General features: G+C 66.8%; 13 protein-coding genes. 5 read left to right on the top strand and 8 right to left on the bottom strand.

Annotated elements, in window-relative coordinates:
• Nucleotides 1–19: 19 nt before the first annotated feature.
• Genes tssC through AC3WOB_RS03805 form a run of 3 tightly spaced genes read right to left on the bottom strand, consistent with a single transcriptional unit; the run spans nucleotide 20 to nucleotide 2,755 of the window.
• A complete protein-coding gene (tssC, locus tag AC3WOB_RS03815; RefSeq protein ID WP_492274243.1) occupies nucleotides 20–1,513 on the bottom strand; it encodes a type VI secretion system contractile sheath large subunit in 1,494 nt (497 codons plus the stop codon).
• Nucleotides 1,506–2,030 (bottom strand): type VI secretion system contractile sheath small subunit, encoded by a 525-nt coding sequence (gene tssB, locus AC3WOB_RS03810; protein WP_013396290.1) that lies wholly within the window; start codon nucleotides 2,028–2,030, stop codon nucleotides 1,506–1,508. The genes tssC and tssB overlap by 8 nt, the downstream gene beginning before the upstream one ends.
• Nucleotides 2,031–2,074: 44 nt before the next feature.
• Nucleotides 2,075–2,755 (bottom strand): hypothetical protein, encoded by a 681-nt coding sequence (locus AC3WOB_RS03805; RefSeq protein WP_454696452.1) that lies wholly within the window; start codon nucleotides 2,753–2,755, stop codon nucleotides 2,075–2,077.
• A gap of 189 nt (nucleotides 2,756–2,944) precedes the next feature.
• On the opposite strand from AC3WOB_RS03805, the gene tssJ reads away from it, so the two are divergent.
• The 5 genes from tssJ (at nucleotide 2,945) to AC3WOB_RS03780 (ending at nucleotide 11,627) form a co-directional block, all read left to right on the top strand.
• Complete coding sequence (gene tssJ / locus AC3WOB_RS03800; protein ID WP_237709949.1) at nucleotides 2,945–3,562, top strand: type VI secretion system lipoprotein TssJ; 618 nt, start codon at nucleotides 2,945–2,947, stop codon at nucleotides 3,560–3,562.
• Between the two features lie 81 nt (nucleotides 3,563–3,643).
• Complete coding sequence (gene tssK, locus AC3WOB_RS03795; RefSeq protein ID WP_013396293.1) at nucleotides 3,644–4,990, top strand: type VI secretion system baseplate subunit TssK; 1,347 nt, start codon at nucleotides 3,644–3,646, stop codon at nucleotides 4,988–4,990.
• Nucleotides 4,991–4,999: 9 nt separating this feature from the next.
• Nucleotides 5,000–5,779: a type IVB secretion system protein IcmH/DotU gene (icmH, locus tag AC3WOB_RS03790; RefSeq protein ID WP_013396294.1), complete on the top strand. Its 780-nt coding sequence runs from the start codon at nucleotides 5,000–5,002 to the stop codon at nucleotides 5,777–5,779.
• 39 nt (nucleotides 5,780–5,818) lie between these two features.
• Nucleotides 5,819–11,020 carry a type VI secretion system tip protein TssI/VgrG gene (gene tssI / locus AC3WOB_RS03785; protein WP_492274242.1) on the top strand — a complete coding sequence of 1,734 codons (5,202 nt, stop codon included), beginning with the start codon at nucleotides 5,819–5,821 and terminating at the stop codon, nucleotides 11,018–11,020.
• On the top strand, nucleotides 11,001–11,627 hold the full coding sequence (locus tag AC3WOB_RS03780) for a hypothetical protein (RefSeq protein ID WP_492274241.1): 627 nt from the start codon (nucleotides 11,001–11,003) through the stop codon (nucleotides 11,625–11,627). Before tssI ends, AC3WOB_RS03780 begins: the two co-directional genes overlap by 20 nt.
• A gap of 23 nt (nucleotides 11,628–11,650) precedes the next feature.
• Here the strand turns inward: AC3WOB_RS03780 and AC3WOB_RS03775 are convergent, their stop codons facing one another.
• The 5 genes from AC3WOB_RS03775 to AC3WOB_RS03755 all read right to left on the bottom strand — a co-directional run bounded on the left by AC3WOB_RS03775 (nucleotide 11,651) and on the right by AC3WOB_RS03755 (nucleotide 13,706).
• The gene (locus AC3WOB_RS03775; protein WP_492274240.1) at nucleotides 11,651–12,001 is read right to left on the bottom strand and encodes a hypothetical protein; all 351 of its coding nucleotides are present in this window, start codon (nucleotides 11,999–12,001) and stop codon (nucleotides 11,651–11,653) included.
• A 20-nt stretch (nucleotides 12,002–12,021) separates the two neighbouring features.
• Nucleotides 12,022–12,384: a hypothetical protein gene (locus AC3WOB_RS03770; protein WP_492274239.1), complete on the bottom strand. Its 363-nt coding sequence runs from the start codon at nucleotides 12,382–12,384 to the stop codon at nucleotides 12,022–12,024.
• Between the two features lie 9 nt (nucleotides 12,385–12,393).
• The gene (locus AC3WOB_RS03765; protein WP_492274238.1) at nucleotides 12,394–12,762 is read right to left on the bottom strand and encodes a hypothetical protein; all 369 of its coding nucleotides are present in this window, start codon (nucleotides 12,760–12,762) and stop codon (nucleotides 12,394–12,396) included.
• Nucleotides 12,755–13,072 (bottom strand): hypothetical protein, encoded by a 318-nt coding sequence (locus AC3WOB_RS03760; RefSeq protein WP_492274237.1) that lies wholly within the window; start codon nucleotides 13,070–13,072, stop codon nucleotides 12,755–12,757. The genes AC3WOB_RS03765 and AC3WOB_RS03760 overlap by 8 nt, the downstream gene beginning before the upstream one ends.
• Before the next feature lie 280 nt (nucleotides 13,073–13,352).
• The gene (locus AC3WOB_RS03755) at nucleotides 13,353–13,706 is read right to left on the bottom strand and encodes a hypothetical protein (protein WP_492274236.1); all 354 of its coding nucleotides are present in this window, start codon (nucleotides 13,704–13,706) and stop codon (nucleotides 13,353–13,355) included.
• Nucleotides 13,707–13,745 lie beyond the last annotated feature (39 nt).

The following is a 13,745-nucleotide window of genomic DNA, read 5'->3' as shown; positions in this document are numbered from 1 at the left end:
ACGTCGAATCTGACGGTGATCACGATTTCTGGGCCTGGGCGGGAAGTTCCGCAACCAGGCGCAGCGAAATCGAAAGCTCGTCGAGCTGAAAGTGAGGCCGCAAAAACGCCACGGCCCGGAACACGCCGGGACGTCCCGGCACTTCGGCAACCTGCACCGATGCCTCCCGCAAGGGGAACTGCGCCTTCTGTTCCTGGCTCGCGTTGTCGTCCAGCAGCACATACTGCGAGACCCAGCGGTTCAGGAAGCTCTCGACAGATTGCGCGGAGGCAAAGCTGCCGATCTTGTCTCGCATCATCGCTTTCAGGTAGTGCGCCACGCGCGATACCGAAAAGATGTATTGCAGTTGCGCCGACAGCACCGCGTTGGCGTTGGCGCTGTCGGTGTTGTACTTCTTGGCCTTCTGCACCGACTGCGCGCCGAAGAACGCGGCGTAGTCCGAGTTCTTGCAATGCACCAGCGGGATCAGGCCGAGGTCGCTCAGTTCCTTTTCGCGCCGGTCGGTAATGGCGATTTCCGTCGGGCACTTCAGGGCGATCTCGCCGTCGTCAGTCTTGAAGGTGTGGGTGGGCAGGTTCTCCACCAGGCCGCCGCCCTCCACGCCGCGGATCGCCGCGCACCAGCCGAAGTCGGCGAAGGCGGCGGTCAGGCGTGCGCCGAAGGCCCAGGCGGCGTTGCACCACAAGTACTTGGAGTGATCGGTGCCGTCCACTTCCTCGACGAAGTTGAAGCCTTCCACCGAGGTGCCTTCCTTCGGGTCATACGGCAGGCGGCCCAGGAAGCGCGGCATGGTCAGGCCCACGTAACGCGAGTCTTCCGAGTCGCGGAAGCTGCGCCACTTGGTGTATTCCACGGTGTCGAACACCTTGGCCAGGTCGCGCGGGCGGCCCAGGTCGGCAAAGCTGTCCAGGCCCAGCAGCTCGGGCGAGGCCGAGGCGATGAAGGGCGCGTGCGAGGCCGCCGCCACGTGCGACATCTGCTCGATGAAGTACATGTCCTCGGGCTGGCGCGTGACTTCGAAGTTGCCCAGCAGCGCGCCGAACGGCGAGCCGCCGAAGGTGCCGAACTCTTCTTCGTAGACCTTCTTGAACATCAGGCTCTGGTCGAAGTCGATGGCGGTCTGGAAGTCGCGCACCAAGTCGCGCTTGGTGACGTTGAGCACCTTGATCTTCAGCATCGGCCCGGTGTTGCTCTCCTGGCACAGGTAATGCAGGCCGCGCCAGGTGCTTTCCAGCTTCTGGAACTCGGCGCCATGCATCACTTCGCTCAGTTGGGCCGAGATCAGGCGGTCCAGTTCGGCCACGCGGGCGTCCAGCATCGCGGACAGGTTGTCCGATACGACGACGGTGCCCTTCATGACTTCGCGGGCCAGTTCGCCGATGAGATCCTTGGCGCGGTCGTGCTCGGCCGTGGACTTGGCCACGCGGCTCTGTTCGACGATCTGGTCCAGCAGGCCCGAATCGGCCGTGGCGGCGGGCGCGGATATGTTCTGCGCGGCGGCGGAATTACTCATTGCTGCCTCCCTTGCCGTTCTTGCCGGCTTCGCTGGTCAGTTGCTGCAGTTTCTCCGTGCTGCTGAGCACTTCGCCCAGCAGGTCTTCCAGCTTGTCGTTCCCCGCCAGCTTGTTGCGCAGGTCGGCCAGCTTGGTGCGGATGTCCAGGAGCTCCTTGAGCGGCTCGATCTGCTGCACCACCGCCTCGGGGCGGAAGTCCTCGACCGAGCGGAACTTCAGATCCACGCCGAAGGTGCCGCCTTCGTCGGTCAGGCGGTTCTTCACGCGGTAGGCGGCGCGCGGCTCCAGGCCGCGCATCACGTCGTCGAAGTTGTCGACGTCGATGTTGACGAACTTGCGGTCCTTCAGGCGCGGCAGCTCGGCTTCGGACTGCGCGCTGAAATCGCCGACCACGCCCACGACGAAAGGCAGTTCCTTCTGCTCGATCGCGTCGCCCTTCTCGACGTCATAGGTCAGCTGCACGCGCGGCGGACGTACTTTCTGGAGTCTTTTCTGAACGCTTTCTTTCTTAGCCATGGGGGCTCCAAGCGAAGTGCATAGTGAAGAGGCCGTGGGCCCGATCAGGGTTTGAGGAGATTGCCGAAAGGATCCGGCGCGCGGCCGGCCGGGGCCGCGCCTGTGCCCGCCGGAGCCGTGGACGGCGTTGCGGCGGTGTTCGCCGCAGGCTTCGCGACGGGGTTTGCTGCGGCGCCTGCAGCAGGCGTTGCGGGCGTTGCGGCCGACGCCGCATTGGCGGCGGGCTTGGCCTGCTGCCCGGCGGCTGCGCCCTGCGCATCGTTGCGCCGCGGCTGGCGCGGACGCGGGGGCTTGTAGCCCTCGGGGAACAACACGTCCTGGCCCAGGGTTTCACGCATGGCGGCAGCCAGCGCCACTGCATCGGTGCGGGCATTGCCGGCGAGCAGCGCATTGGCGCGCAGATCGGCCAGCGACTGCATCGCCACGCGCAAGCCGCCCACCGCGCGCACGGTCTTGGCTGTGAAGTCCTCGGGGTCGCGATTCAGCGCTTCATCGGCCGCGACGATGGCCTCGCCGTACTTCTGTTCGTCGAAGCGGATCTTCGCGATGTACGACCACGGCTCTCCGCGTGCGGGATTGAGCAGGGCGATTTCCTGGAACTCGGCGACCGCCTGATCGTTGCCCTTGCCCGCCAGGGTCTGCGTGGCGTGCGTCATCGACTGCTTGTACTCGGCGTCGGTCTGCGGCTTGGGGGACGTGGCGCAGCCCGCGAGGAAGGCCAGCATTCCGCTGATGAGGAGAACCCGGGATATGTGCATTTTTTTGGCATGTAGGAGGGTGTAACCAAGGCCGCGTATTTCAACAACCTTTTGTTAGCGCCACACTACAGTGCATTACGTCATGTAACTTGCCACGAAACTTCGCTCATCGTGCCGCGATCTGTATGTTGTCGCAGCCTTCCGGTATAAAGAGCCATGTCAAAACATCTCTATTTTTCTCGGTGCGTGGCGATGGCCGCCGTCATCGCGGCAAGCCCCGTAATCAGCGGTTGCGCGGCGGTTTCAGCGATCGGAGCGGTGGCGGGAATGACCGGCGGCATGATGGATATGGCGGGCCTGAAAAAGGACCCGAATGCGCCCGTCGATGTGAAATTGGCGATACACGCCGGAGAAAATTTGAATGCGAGTAGCGGCCAGCCCATGGCTGTGGTTACGAAAATATACTATTTGAAGAATGCCGAGGCATTTCAACGCGCACCGCTCACGCAATTGGTTGATACTGACGCCGAAAAGGCGGCATTGGGCGACAGCATCATCGCCTCGCGCGAAGTCACCCTGACGCCGGGACAGCGTTACGAGCACCTGGAAAAAGTGCCGAAAAACGCTGCCTACATCGCTGTCGCGGGCTTGTTCTACGCGCCCGCGCCGCAGCGCTGGAAATATGTATTCGAAGTAAAGACCGCCGAGGACAGCGGCATCGTCATGGGCGCCCATGCCTGCGCGATGTCCGTGGTCACTGGACAGATCGTGTTGCCGCCGGGCATGCCCGGCTTCGACCCGGCCCGCCTCGGCTCGGTGCAATGCCCGAGCTGAACGCGAGCCGCCCGCGCCCATGGCCGCGTCTCGCCGCCGTCATCAACGCCCTCTCTATATAAGAAGCAAGAGCCAAAAAACGTGAGCCATTCAGCGAAGATATTGTGGGGAGAGGGGCTGTTCCTGCGGCCCCAACACTTTCAACGCCAAGACGCGTACCACGAGGCCCGCCTCGCGGAAATGAGCCGCGCGCTGCATCCCTATGCGTGGGGCTTGCGCGCAGCGCGCTTCGACGCGGCGGCGCTTGCCAACGGCATGCTGCGCGCCACCGAGCTCTCCGCGATCTTTCCCGACGGCGAGATCTACAGCGCGCCCCACAACGACGACCTGCCTCCCGCGGTAGCGCTGGACGGCCTGGACGGCGCCAGCACGGCGGTGTTCTACCTGGCGCTGCATCCGATGAAGGACGTGGGCGGCAATTACCGCGACACGCGCCAGGAACAAGGCTTCGACGCGCGCTATGCGCATCAGGACAGCCCGGCGCCGGATCTCTACACCAACGCCAGCACGGCCGAACTTGCCTTCCTGCGCAAGAACGTGCGCCTGCTGTCGGAACACGAGCCGCGCGACGCGCTGCTGACCATCCCCGTGGCGCGCGTGCGCCGCACCGCCAGCGCCGGCTATGAACTGGACACCAGTTTCGTCGCCCCCAGCGTCACGGTGCAGGCTTGCAGCGCGCTGTTCGAGCAGCTGCGCCGTCTGCTCGACGCGCTGCAAGCCAAGGTCAACGCGCTGTATGGCTTTCACCGCGAGCCGAACAAGAACATCATCGAATTCCGCTCGGGCGACGTGGCCTCGTTCTGGCTGCTGCACACCTGCAACGAGGCTTATTCGGCGCTGTCGCACCTGTTCCACAATCCGCAGCTGCATCCCGAACGCCTGTTCCAGGAGATGCTGCGGCTGGCGGGCGCGCTCATGACCTTCTCCAAGGTGCACACGCTGGCGGACCTGCCGGCCTATCAGCACGATGCGCCGGGCGCGGCCTTCGCGCAATTGGACGAGATCCTGCGCGACCTGCTCGACACCGTCATCTCCACCCGCTACTTCTCCATCGTGCTGGAAGAGCTGCGCCCCTCGTTCCACGTGGGCCGGCTGGACTCCGGCAAGCTCGACGAGACCACCGCACTCTACCTGTCGGTGTCCGCCGCCACGCCGGCCAGCGAACTGGCCGAGACCGTGCCGCTGCGCTTCAAGGTGGGCGCGCCCGACGACGTGGAAAAGCTGGTGCTTTCCGCCATGCCCGGCGTGCAGCTCGTCTACACGCCGCAGGTGCCGCCCGCCGTGCCCGTCAAGCCGGGCGCGTGCTACTTCACCCTGCAGACGCGTGGCTCGCTGTACGACCGCATGCTGCAGGCGCGCAGCATCGCCATCTATGCCCCCTCGGGCATACCCGACCTGAAACTGGACCTCATCGCCGTCACCCGCTAGAGCCTGCCCATGACCGCCGACGCGCCTTCCCTGATGCCCGGAGCCTCGCTCCCTCCCCGAGCCGCCGATTTTTACGGTTCGCGCCCCGCGAAGTCCTTGCTGGACCTGCTGTACGACGGCTTCCTGATGCTGTTCCTGCTGAAAAGCGGCCAGGAACCCGTCGACGCCGCTTCGTTCTCGGCGCGCGTGCAGCAGTTCCTGGCGGACTTCGAGCGCAGCGCCAAGAAGATGGATATCCCCGCCGAGGACGTCTACGCCACCAAGTACGCGTTCTGCGCCGCGGTGGACGAGACCGTGCTGAACTCCGGTTTTTCCATCCGCGACGCCTGGATGCTGCAGCCGCTGCAGCTGACCCTGTTCGGCGAACAGCTCGCTGGCGAAAACTTCTTTGCCCGCCTGGAAGACCTGCGCGCGCAGGGCGCGCCGCGCCTGCAATCGCTGGAAGTGTTCTATATGTGCCTGCTGCTGGGCTTCCAGGGCAAGTACATGATCGAAGGCCAGGAGAAGCTGGGCTATCTCACGGCGCGGCTGGGCGACGAGATCACGCTGCTGCGCGGCAAGCGCTCGGGCTTCGCCCCGCATTGGCCCCTGCCCGACAAGATCGCCCATACGCTCAAGCGCGACGTGCCGCTGTGGAGCATCGGCGCGCTGTTCGCCCTGCTGGGCCTGCTGGCCTATCTGGGCATGAGCCACTTCCTGAACCGCGACATGCAGACCGCCATGGCTCCGTACCATGACATCGTCAAGATCGGGCCGCGCGCCGCGCACCTGACCATCTCGCTCCCCTGATTCGCTACCCTGACAGCCGCAGGCCGACCGCTCCACACCATGACCGACCGTTCCCAAGCGCCCGCCGGATTCAGCAGCCTGGATGTTGCCGCCCTTTCCCAGAACGCCCGCATGCTGCAAGTGCGCACGCCGCTGGACGCGGCGCTCGCCGTAGAGCGCATGAGCCTGCGCGAAGGCGTCTCCGAACTGTTTGCCCTGACGCTGGACTGCCTGGCGTCCTCGGCCGAACTGGACGTACAGGCCCTGCTGGGCCGCGAGATCAGCGTCAGCGTGCTGCTGGCGGATGGCGGCAGGCGCCAATGGCATGCGGTGGTCGAAGGCGTGGACGCGCTGGGCGCCGACGGCGGCCTGGCGCGCTACCGGCTGCACGCCGCGCCCTGGCTGGCGGCCCTGGGCCTGCGCCGCGACAGCTTCCTGTTCCAGGACAAGTCGGTCACCGACATCCTCACCGAGATCTTCGCCGATTATCCGCAGGCGGCCTACACCTTCGACATCGCCGAGCCGCCCGCGCCGCGCCCGCTGCGCACGCAGTACCGCGAAACCGATCTGGCTTTCGTGCTGCGCCTGCTGGCCGAAGCCGGTTTGAGCTTCCGCTTCGACCATCAGCAGGGCGAGCAGCAGGACGAAGTCTCCGGCGGCGCGCGGCACCGGCTGGTCGTGTTCGACACTCGCGCGGCGCGGCCCGCCTGCCCCGACGCCACGCTGCGCTTTCACCGCAGCGACGCCACTGAAACCGAAGACAGCATCACGCGTTTCGGCGGGGCCCGCGCGGTGCAGTCCAACGCCGTCACCCGCCTGGCCTGGGACGACCGCAAGCTGCTTGCGCACGCGGCGCATGCGCAGTCCGACGTCCCGGCCGGCGCGGTGCCTCGGCTTGAAGACTACGACTACGATGGTCACGGCCGCTACGCCGACAGCGACGGCGCGGAACTTGCAGCCGCGCGCAGCCTGCAGGCGCATGAAGCTCGCATGGTGCGCTTTGACGGCGGCGGCACGGCCCGCCAGATGATGCCCGGCCATGACTTCACGCTGACCCAGCACAGCCGCTATGCCGCGGGTTCGGGCCAGGCCGTCGATGAGATGGGCGGCAACCGCTACACGTTGCTGCACGTTGAACACGAAGCCGCCAACAATCTGGGCAGCCAGGCCGCACGGGCGCTGGGCGAATCCGACCTGGAGCACGGCTCGTACCGCAACAGCTTCAGCGCCCTGCCCGCGGCCGCGCCGCTTGCGCCCGGCTGGCGCGCCAAGCCCACGGCCCCCGAGGGCCTGACAGCCGTGGTGATGGCCGCGCAGGACGCGCCCATTTCCTCGGGCCGCGACCTGCGCATCAAGGTGCAATTCCCCTGGCAGCGCGGCGCGCGTCCGCTGCCGGGCGGCCTGGCGCATCGCAGCCATGGCGACGACACTGGCAACGCGCCGGGCGACGACAGTTCCGGCACCTGGCTGCGCGTCGCCGGCGCGCAGGCTGGCCCCAATTGGGGCGCGCACCATCTGCCGCGCAAAGGCACCGAGGTCCTGGTCGAATTCCTGGACGGCGACATCGACCAGCCCGTGGCTTCGGCGCAGCTGTACAACGATGCCGACCTGCCGCCCTGGTCCGCCGGCGAGGACGCTGCGGCGAACCACCCTGGCACGCTCAGCGGCTGGCACAGCAAGGGCCTGGACGACGCGGGCCACAGCCAGTGGCTGTTCGACGACACGACCCGGCAGATGCGCACGCGCCTGTCCAGCTCCATCGGCGCCACGCAGCTGGGCCTGGGCTATCTGGTCGACCAGGCCGCGGACGAATCGAACCGCGGCGCATGGCGCGGCACCGGCTTCGAACTGCGCTCGGATGCCTGGACCGTGGTGCGCTCCGGGCAAGGCATGCTCGTGTCCGCCAGCGCGCGCGAAGACGCGCGGTCCACCCAGGCCGACGCACAGGAAGCGCTGACGCGCCTGCGCGGCGCGCAACATGCGGCGCAACGCCTGGATGCCGCGGGAACGAAGCGCCAGGCGCGCGCGCTCGCGGCCACCAGCCAATATGACGCGCTGACCCGCGCCATCGACCCCAAGGGCGATGGCCGCTATCCGGGCAGCGTTGGGGGCCAGCAGGCGGTCAAGGCCGGCGGCGGCGAACGCAGCGGCACCGAGGCGGTCGAGCGCATCGACGGCGCCCGCATGCTGATCGACGCGCCGTCCTCCCTCAACCTTGCCACGCCCGCCTCGGCCATCCTGCACGCCGGCGAGAACCTGCACGTCACTGCGCTGGCGGACGGCCACGTGGCCGCGCGCCAGACCTTCGCCACGGCTTCCGGCCGCTCCACCAGCCTGTTCGTCCAGGACGGAGGCATCCGCGCCGTCGCCGCCGAATCGCCGGTGTCGATCCACGCGCATACCGACATGCTGGAGATGCTGGCCGGCCAGGACATCACCGTCACATCCACCTCCGACAGCATCGAGATCCTCGCCAACAAGAGCATCACTTTGCAGGCCGCGGGCGCCAGCATCGTCATGAATGGCGGCGACATCCTGTTCAAAGGACCGGGCATGTTCTCGGTCAAGGGCGCGTCGCACAATCTGATCGGACCGGCCAGCGATGCGGCCGCGCTGCCCGCGCTGCCGTCCACGCAGGTGGGCGACCCGATGCTGGTCACGGCCGAGCTGGTGCACCGGCCCAAGGCCAAGCTGCAGGCGCAGGCCAGCTCCGGCCACGCGCTGAATGCCGCCGGCGCGACTGGCTCGGTAGCCGCCACCGCACCTGCCGCCGCAGCCCCCACGGCGGCTGCGGCGGCAGGTGCGCAAGGCTCCGTGCTTGGCAGCGCGGGCGCCGCGCTTGCGAGCGGCGCGACTGCCGTATCCAAGGGCCTGACCGCCGCAGCCGAGGGCGCGTCGGGCATGCTGAACCAGGCCAAGACCCTGGCCGGCGAAGCGCTCAAGCCCGTGCAGGAATTGGGCGCGATGGCCGGCAAGACCCTCAAGGCCGCGGGCGATGCCGGCTCGGACCTGATGTCCGGCGCCATGACCAAGGCCGGCGGCATGGCCAAGACCGCCATGCAGAATGTGGCGCCCTCGTTCGCGAACGGCGCCGCGGCTTCGGCGGCAGGCAGCGCCACGCAATCCCTGGCCAGCATGGCAACGCCATCGCTGATGGATGGCGGCCTATCCACCATGACGCAGGGCGCAGGCGACGCGCTGGCCGGCGCCGTATCCATGCCCCAGGCGCTGACCGACGCGGCAGGCGCCGTGTCCAAGGCCGGAGGCATGGCGTCGCAGGCGTCGGACCTGGCCTCGCAGGCGTCCAGCCTCGCCACGCCGGCCGCGGGAGCCGGTCCATCCGCTTCGGGCGTGCTGTCGGGCGCTTCCGGCGCCGCCACGGCAATGGGCAACGCCACCGCCGCCTCCGCGCTGGGCGCCGCCTCCAGTCTGACTGCGGCCGGCAGCGGCGGCGTGGGATCCGCCATCGGCCCGGTCATGACCCAGGCCATGGGCGCCATGGGCGGCCGTCCCGCCGCGCTGAGCACGGCCGTGAACTCGCTGCTGACCATGCCCGACGTCAACCAGGGCAATCTGCCGGCAGTGGCGGGCGCGATCCTCAGCACGCCGGGCCTGACCGACTCCGCGATTCCGTCCGTGGTCGGCGCCATCCTGCAATCGCCCACGATCTCCAACGTCACGCTGCCCAAGGTGGCGGAGGCGATCATGAACATCCCCGCGGTGGCCAACTCGCCCTATCCGGCGATGGCCAAGCGGGTCATGGAAATGGCCGGCGTCAGCTTGCCCGGCCCCGTCGCCAAGCCTGCGGGCGCGCCCGGCGGCCAGGATGCAGGCGGCGCCGCCCCGGCCGGGACGCCGGATGCCGGCGCGCCCACGCCGTCCGCCTACCGGGCCAGGAGCGGCGCCAAGCTCCAGTACGTCAACCTGAAGGAAGAGGACGAGGTCTGGAACGACGGCCAGGCGCTCGACAGCCTGGACCGCCAGACCAACAAGCCCAGGATCCGCGTGCGCTTCAACAAGGGCGGCCAGCATCGCTTCAGCGTCAAGGTCAGCCCGCGTCCGGGCAATGCGGTGTACTCCGCGCGCGAGCAAAGCCGCCAGCCGCTGTATCGCGAACCCAACCAGCGCTCCTACAGCTACGTGACCGACGCCGACGGCACCAAGGTGGTCGACAACATCACCCTGCCCGCCGCCGGCCTGAACACCTATACGTTCGAGGTGGTGAACGACAAGAACCAGATCATCTCCACGGAACAGGTCGAAACCGCCCGCCGCCTGTATATCCAGGAGATCATGCTGCCCGGCCCCGAGACGCTGGCGCGCCGCCACGGCTTCCAGCCGACCGCGACGGAATACGCGCGGCACGGCGTGGACGTCGTGCAATTGCCGCCCGTCAGCACGCGCGGCGACGCCAACATGGACGTGTTCACGGACGACGGCTATGAACGCCTGCGCCGGCTGGCCGCCTCCGTCTACCCGGGGTCGCAGGGCCCGGACCACGAGCCCTATACGCTGGTCGTCTGCCACATCGACCGGCTGGCCTCGATGCTGCCCGTCCAGCCCATTTACGTGCAAGCCTCGGCCGGTCCCGGCGCAGGCGACAAGCAGGTGCAGTTCGTCGGCGCCGATGGCAACCTCAGCTTCCTGTGGTATCACATCGAGCCTGGCGTGGACTGGTACGTCGAATGCCTGTTCGAGTACACCGACCCCGCGGCCGGCATCAGGCAGGTCGCCATACCCAAGGACCGCCTGACCCCGGTGCCTTACGACCCGGCGAATCCCAAGGCCTGCCACGCCCTCAACATCCGCATGGCGGGCCTGGTTCCCGTGCCGACCTCGGGCAAGATCATCCTGAAGGTCCGCTTGATGGAAAGCTCCGCGGGCGGCGTGGCATTCCCCGGCACCAACCTCCTTGGCGTGGCGGCGATGAGCCCCTGGGAACCCAACACGCTGGATTATCTGCAGCAGACGCTGGTGCACGAGATCGGCCACCTGATCGGCATGACGCCCAGCGGGCCCGAGTGGGCTCGGGCCCACCCGGACGAAGCCGAAATGGACTCGTCCAAACTCGACAAGGGTCCGTATTTCTATTCCCAGTTCGGCAACCACTGCCACTTCGGCCTGCCCGCCAGCCAGGCCGATCCCAGCCACACCGGCTCCTGCGTCATGTTCGGCGGCGACTGCGTCAGCATCCGCTTCTGCGCCAGCTGCGCCCAGGCCGTACGCAAGACGGACATGTCCAATGGCTGGCCCTCGTTCTGACGCGCGGCGCCGCCTGGCGCCCGCGCTGGCCCTGCTGCTCGCGGCCGCGATGGCCATGGCCGCGCCTGTCGCCGCCACGGCCGCGCGCCCCACCCCTCATACCCAGAAGACCACGATGAACACCGACTGGATCGATCCGCCCTCGTTCGCCACCGCCCCCATCGGCACGGCGAACGACCACGCCTGCATCCCGCCCAACCATGGCAGCGACGACCAGCTCAACATCGCCGCGCCCGCGCGCGTGCGGCCGCAGGCCTCCGGCGCGCTGGTCATCCCGGTCTGCGCGCAAGGCATCATTCCCGTATCGCAGAACCAGAAGCTGCCGCGTTTCGTCGCCGTCAATACGCAGACCAAGGCGGTCTACGAAGGCGTGGCCTACGAATACAAGCCGCGCAAGCGGCCCGGCATGGAGGTGGACGAAATCCCCAGCTCGCGTCCGCCCAAGGGCATCCCCATCAGCCCGGGCATCAGCGTCGGCACGCAGTTCAGCACCGACCTGGCGGCGCAGGTGCAGCTGCCGAAGGACCCGGCGGTCTACGAGGTGTATATCGAATCGAACGGCGTGCGCTCGAACACGGTGAAGATCGAGGTGCAGGCGGCGAAGTAAGCGGCCTGTTTGCGGCAGCTGCCTCAGCCGCCAGACTGGCGGCGCGGGCGGTTCCAGATCGCACCGCCCCATATCCAGCCCGCAAGGGCCAGCGCCAGCATCGCGATCATGAATTCCACCCGGTGCTGCTGCGGCACGGGATTGAGGTGGGACAAGGTCAGGAAAGGCTCCACCGACAGGAGCTCGGTAGCCGCAAGCGAACTGAAAAACATCGCCAGCACCAGTCCCGTAAAGCGCGGACGCGTGCCGCGCGTCTCCTTCTCGCCCGTGACGAACCAGAGCAGGCGGATAAGTTGTATCGCCGTCGCGGCGAACGGCACGCAGATGGCCAATGCCAGGGCCCCAAACGCAAGAAGATCGTAGATCGAGATCATGCGTCGAACCTGGCCGGCGGCTAAGAAGCGCGGACCCCGATCATGCGCAGCACGCGGTCCCGGATCGACCGCCCATAAGCCCAGCACCAGACGGCCAGCGCCAGCATCGCAACGGTGAAGTAAGCCCTGGCCTCGATCGGCACCGGGTTCATCGCCGAGATCGTCAGAAAGGGTTCGTAGCCCACGAAGTCGCTGGCAGCCAGGGTACTGAAGACCAGCGCCAGCACCGGTCCCGTGAAATGCGGCCGTTCGCCGCGCGTGGCTTTGTCGGCCCAGAAGGACCAATGGATGTAACGGCTCAGCTGGATGGTCACGGCGAACAGCGGAATGACGACGGCCAGCAGCAGGACAAAAAGGGCAACGAGGACTTGGGGCGGAAGCATGACGGGATTTTAGCCGCTGTGGCGAAGGGCGCGGCGCCCGATACGCGCGCGCAATGCCAGCCCGAACACCGCCATTCCCATCGACAGGGACAGCAAGCGCAAGGCTTCCAGCGCCTTGTCGAAATACTCCGGCTTATCGAACTGGGCGGCGACGCCATAGCCGAAGATGGCGTACGCAATGCAAGCCAGCAGAAACACCGCCATCAGCGCAATCGTGGCATCGCGCACGGCGCGCCACGCTCTGGGCGAAAGCCCCGGAAGATTGGACTCCAGGCACAGCAGGATTCCAGCGCCCCACCAGAGCGGAACTATCTGGAAAATCCCCCAGGCCAGCAACTCGCCGGACTGCAGGACATTGGCGGGATATACCTCATTCATGGCCGCGCTCCCGCTTCGCCATTCTCCGATGGACCAGCAGGACGATCAAGGCGGTAAGTAGAGACGGGCTCATGTACGGCATCAGCCCAAGCAGCGGGAACTCGTAGCCGCTGTCATGGTTGGTCGCCAGCCAATAGAACATGCCCAACAGGGCCAGCGCAAAAACCCAGACGGCCAGCATTCCAGCCGATATCCCGCGTCTGAAGGACCGCGTCCCCAGCCGGCCAAAATGCTGGGGCCACCGGCAGATGATCAGCGCCAGGACGCCCGCCGCCGGCACCAGGTAGGCCGTCGACTGGGCCATCAACATGCCAGACTCGGCAATCGCAGCAAGGACCGCGCGCAAATTCTTCTCCCTGGGCTAGAACCGATACTCTCAGCGCAATCTGTGGCGCAGTGTCGGGCCGATCCGAGGCAGGATCAGCGATGGCCCCAGATAGTAGGGCAAGCGGAGCAGAAAAGTAACCGCACCGCCGGCCACAAGTCGAACGACGACATGGATGGTTCGAATCGGCTGGCCATTCAGGCCCTGCCGGCGCCATCAGAGATCCGACGCCCGACCCATTCCCCGAAGCGCTGGCGCCACGTTGTCAACCATTGCCCCTTTCCGCCCGGCGCACCCTGTATCGGACAATCCCCCCGATGAGCGACAAGATCATCGACGGCCCCAAATAAACCAGGAAGGAGAGCAAGAGAAAACCATAAGACCGCGAATAGTTCTCGGTGACATGATTGAGCAACAATGCGCCCGCGATGGCGAAGGGCCAGACCGCAATCATGACAAAGGAAAATGCCCTGCGTGACGCTGAAGATCCCAAAACCCCAAATCTGCCAGGCCAGGCCTGGACAGCGACGCCGAAAAGGCAGACAAGTGGCAGCGCGTACATCAGAGCCTGCGCCGTCCGAAACGCCATTTCGGCGGACCAGAGGATCAAGTGGTCCAATGCCGTCTCCCAATATATCTAGTGAAACTGAGCTGGCGC

The sequence above is a fragment of the Achromobacter sp. FW305-C-30-7 genome (assembly GCF_058783105.1).
Note: the sequence above shows the minus strand (reverse complement) of the source record. Positions and strands in the feature narration are given on the sequence as shown.

Coding starts and splice junctions, on each gene's coding strand:
- tssC (WP_492274243.1), bottom strand. CDS start 1,513: ATGAGTAATTCCGCCGCCGCGCAGAACATATCCGCGCCCGCCGCCACG.
- tssB (WP_013396290.1), bottom strand. CDS start 2,030: ATGGCTAAGAAAGAAAGCGTTCAGAAAAGACTCCAGAAAGTACGTCCG.
- AC3WOB_RS03805 (WP_454696452.1), bottom strand. CDS start 2,755: ATGCTGGCCTTCCTCGCGGGCTGCGCCACGTCCCCCAAGCCGCAGACC.
- tssJ (WP_237709949.1), top strand. CDS start 2,945: ATGTCAAAACATCTCTATTTTTCTCGGTGCGTGGCGATGGCCGCCGTC.
- icmH (WP_013396294.1), top strand. CDS start 5,000: ATGACCGCCGACGCGCCTTCCCTGATGCCCGGAGCCTCGCTCCCTCCC.
- tssI (WP_492274242.1), top strand. CDS start 5,819: ATGACCGACCGTTCCCAAGCGCCCGCCGGATTCAGCAGCCTGGATGTT.
- AC3WOB_RS03780 (WP_492274241.1), top strand. CDS start 11,001: ATGGCTGGCCCTCGTTCTGACGCGCGGCGCCGCCTGGCGCCCGCGCTG.
- AC3WOB_RS03775 (WP_492274240.1), bottom strand. CDS start 12,001: ATGATCTCGATCTACGATCTTCTTGCGTTTGGGGCCCTGGCATTGGCC.
- AC3WOB_RS03770 (WP_492274239.1), bottom strand. CDS start 12,384: ATGCTTCCGCCCCAAGTCCTCGTTGCCCTTTTTGTCCTGCTGCTGGCC.
- AC3WOB_RS03765 (WP_492274238.1), bottom strand. CDS start 12,762: ATGAATGAGGTATATCCCGCCAATGTCCTGCAGTCCGGCGAGTTGCTG.
- AC3WOB_RS03760 (WP_492274237.1), bottom strand. CDS start 13,072: ATGTTGATGGCCCAGTCGACGGCCTACCTGGTGCCGGCGGCGGGCGTC.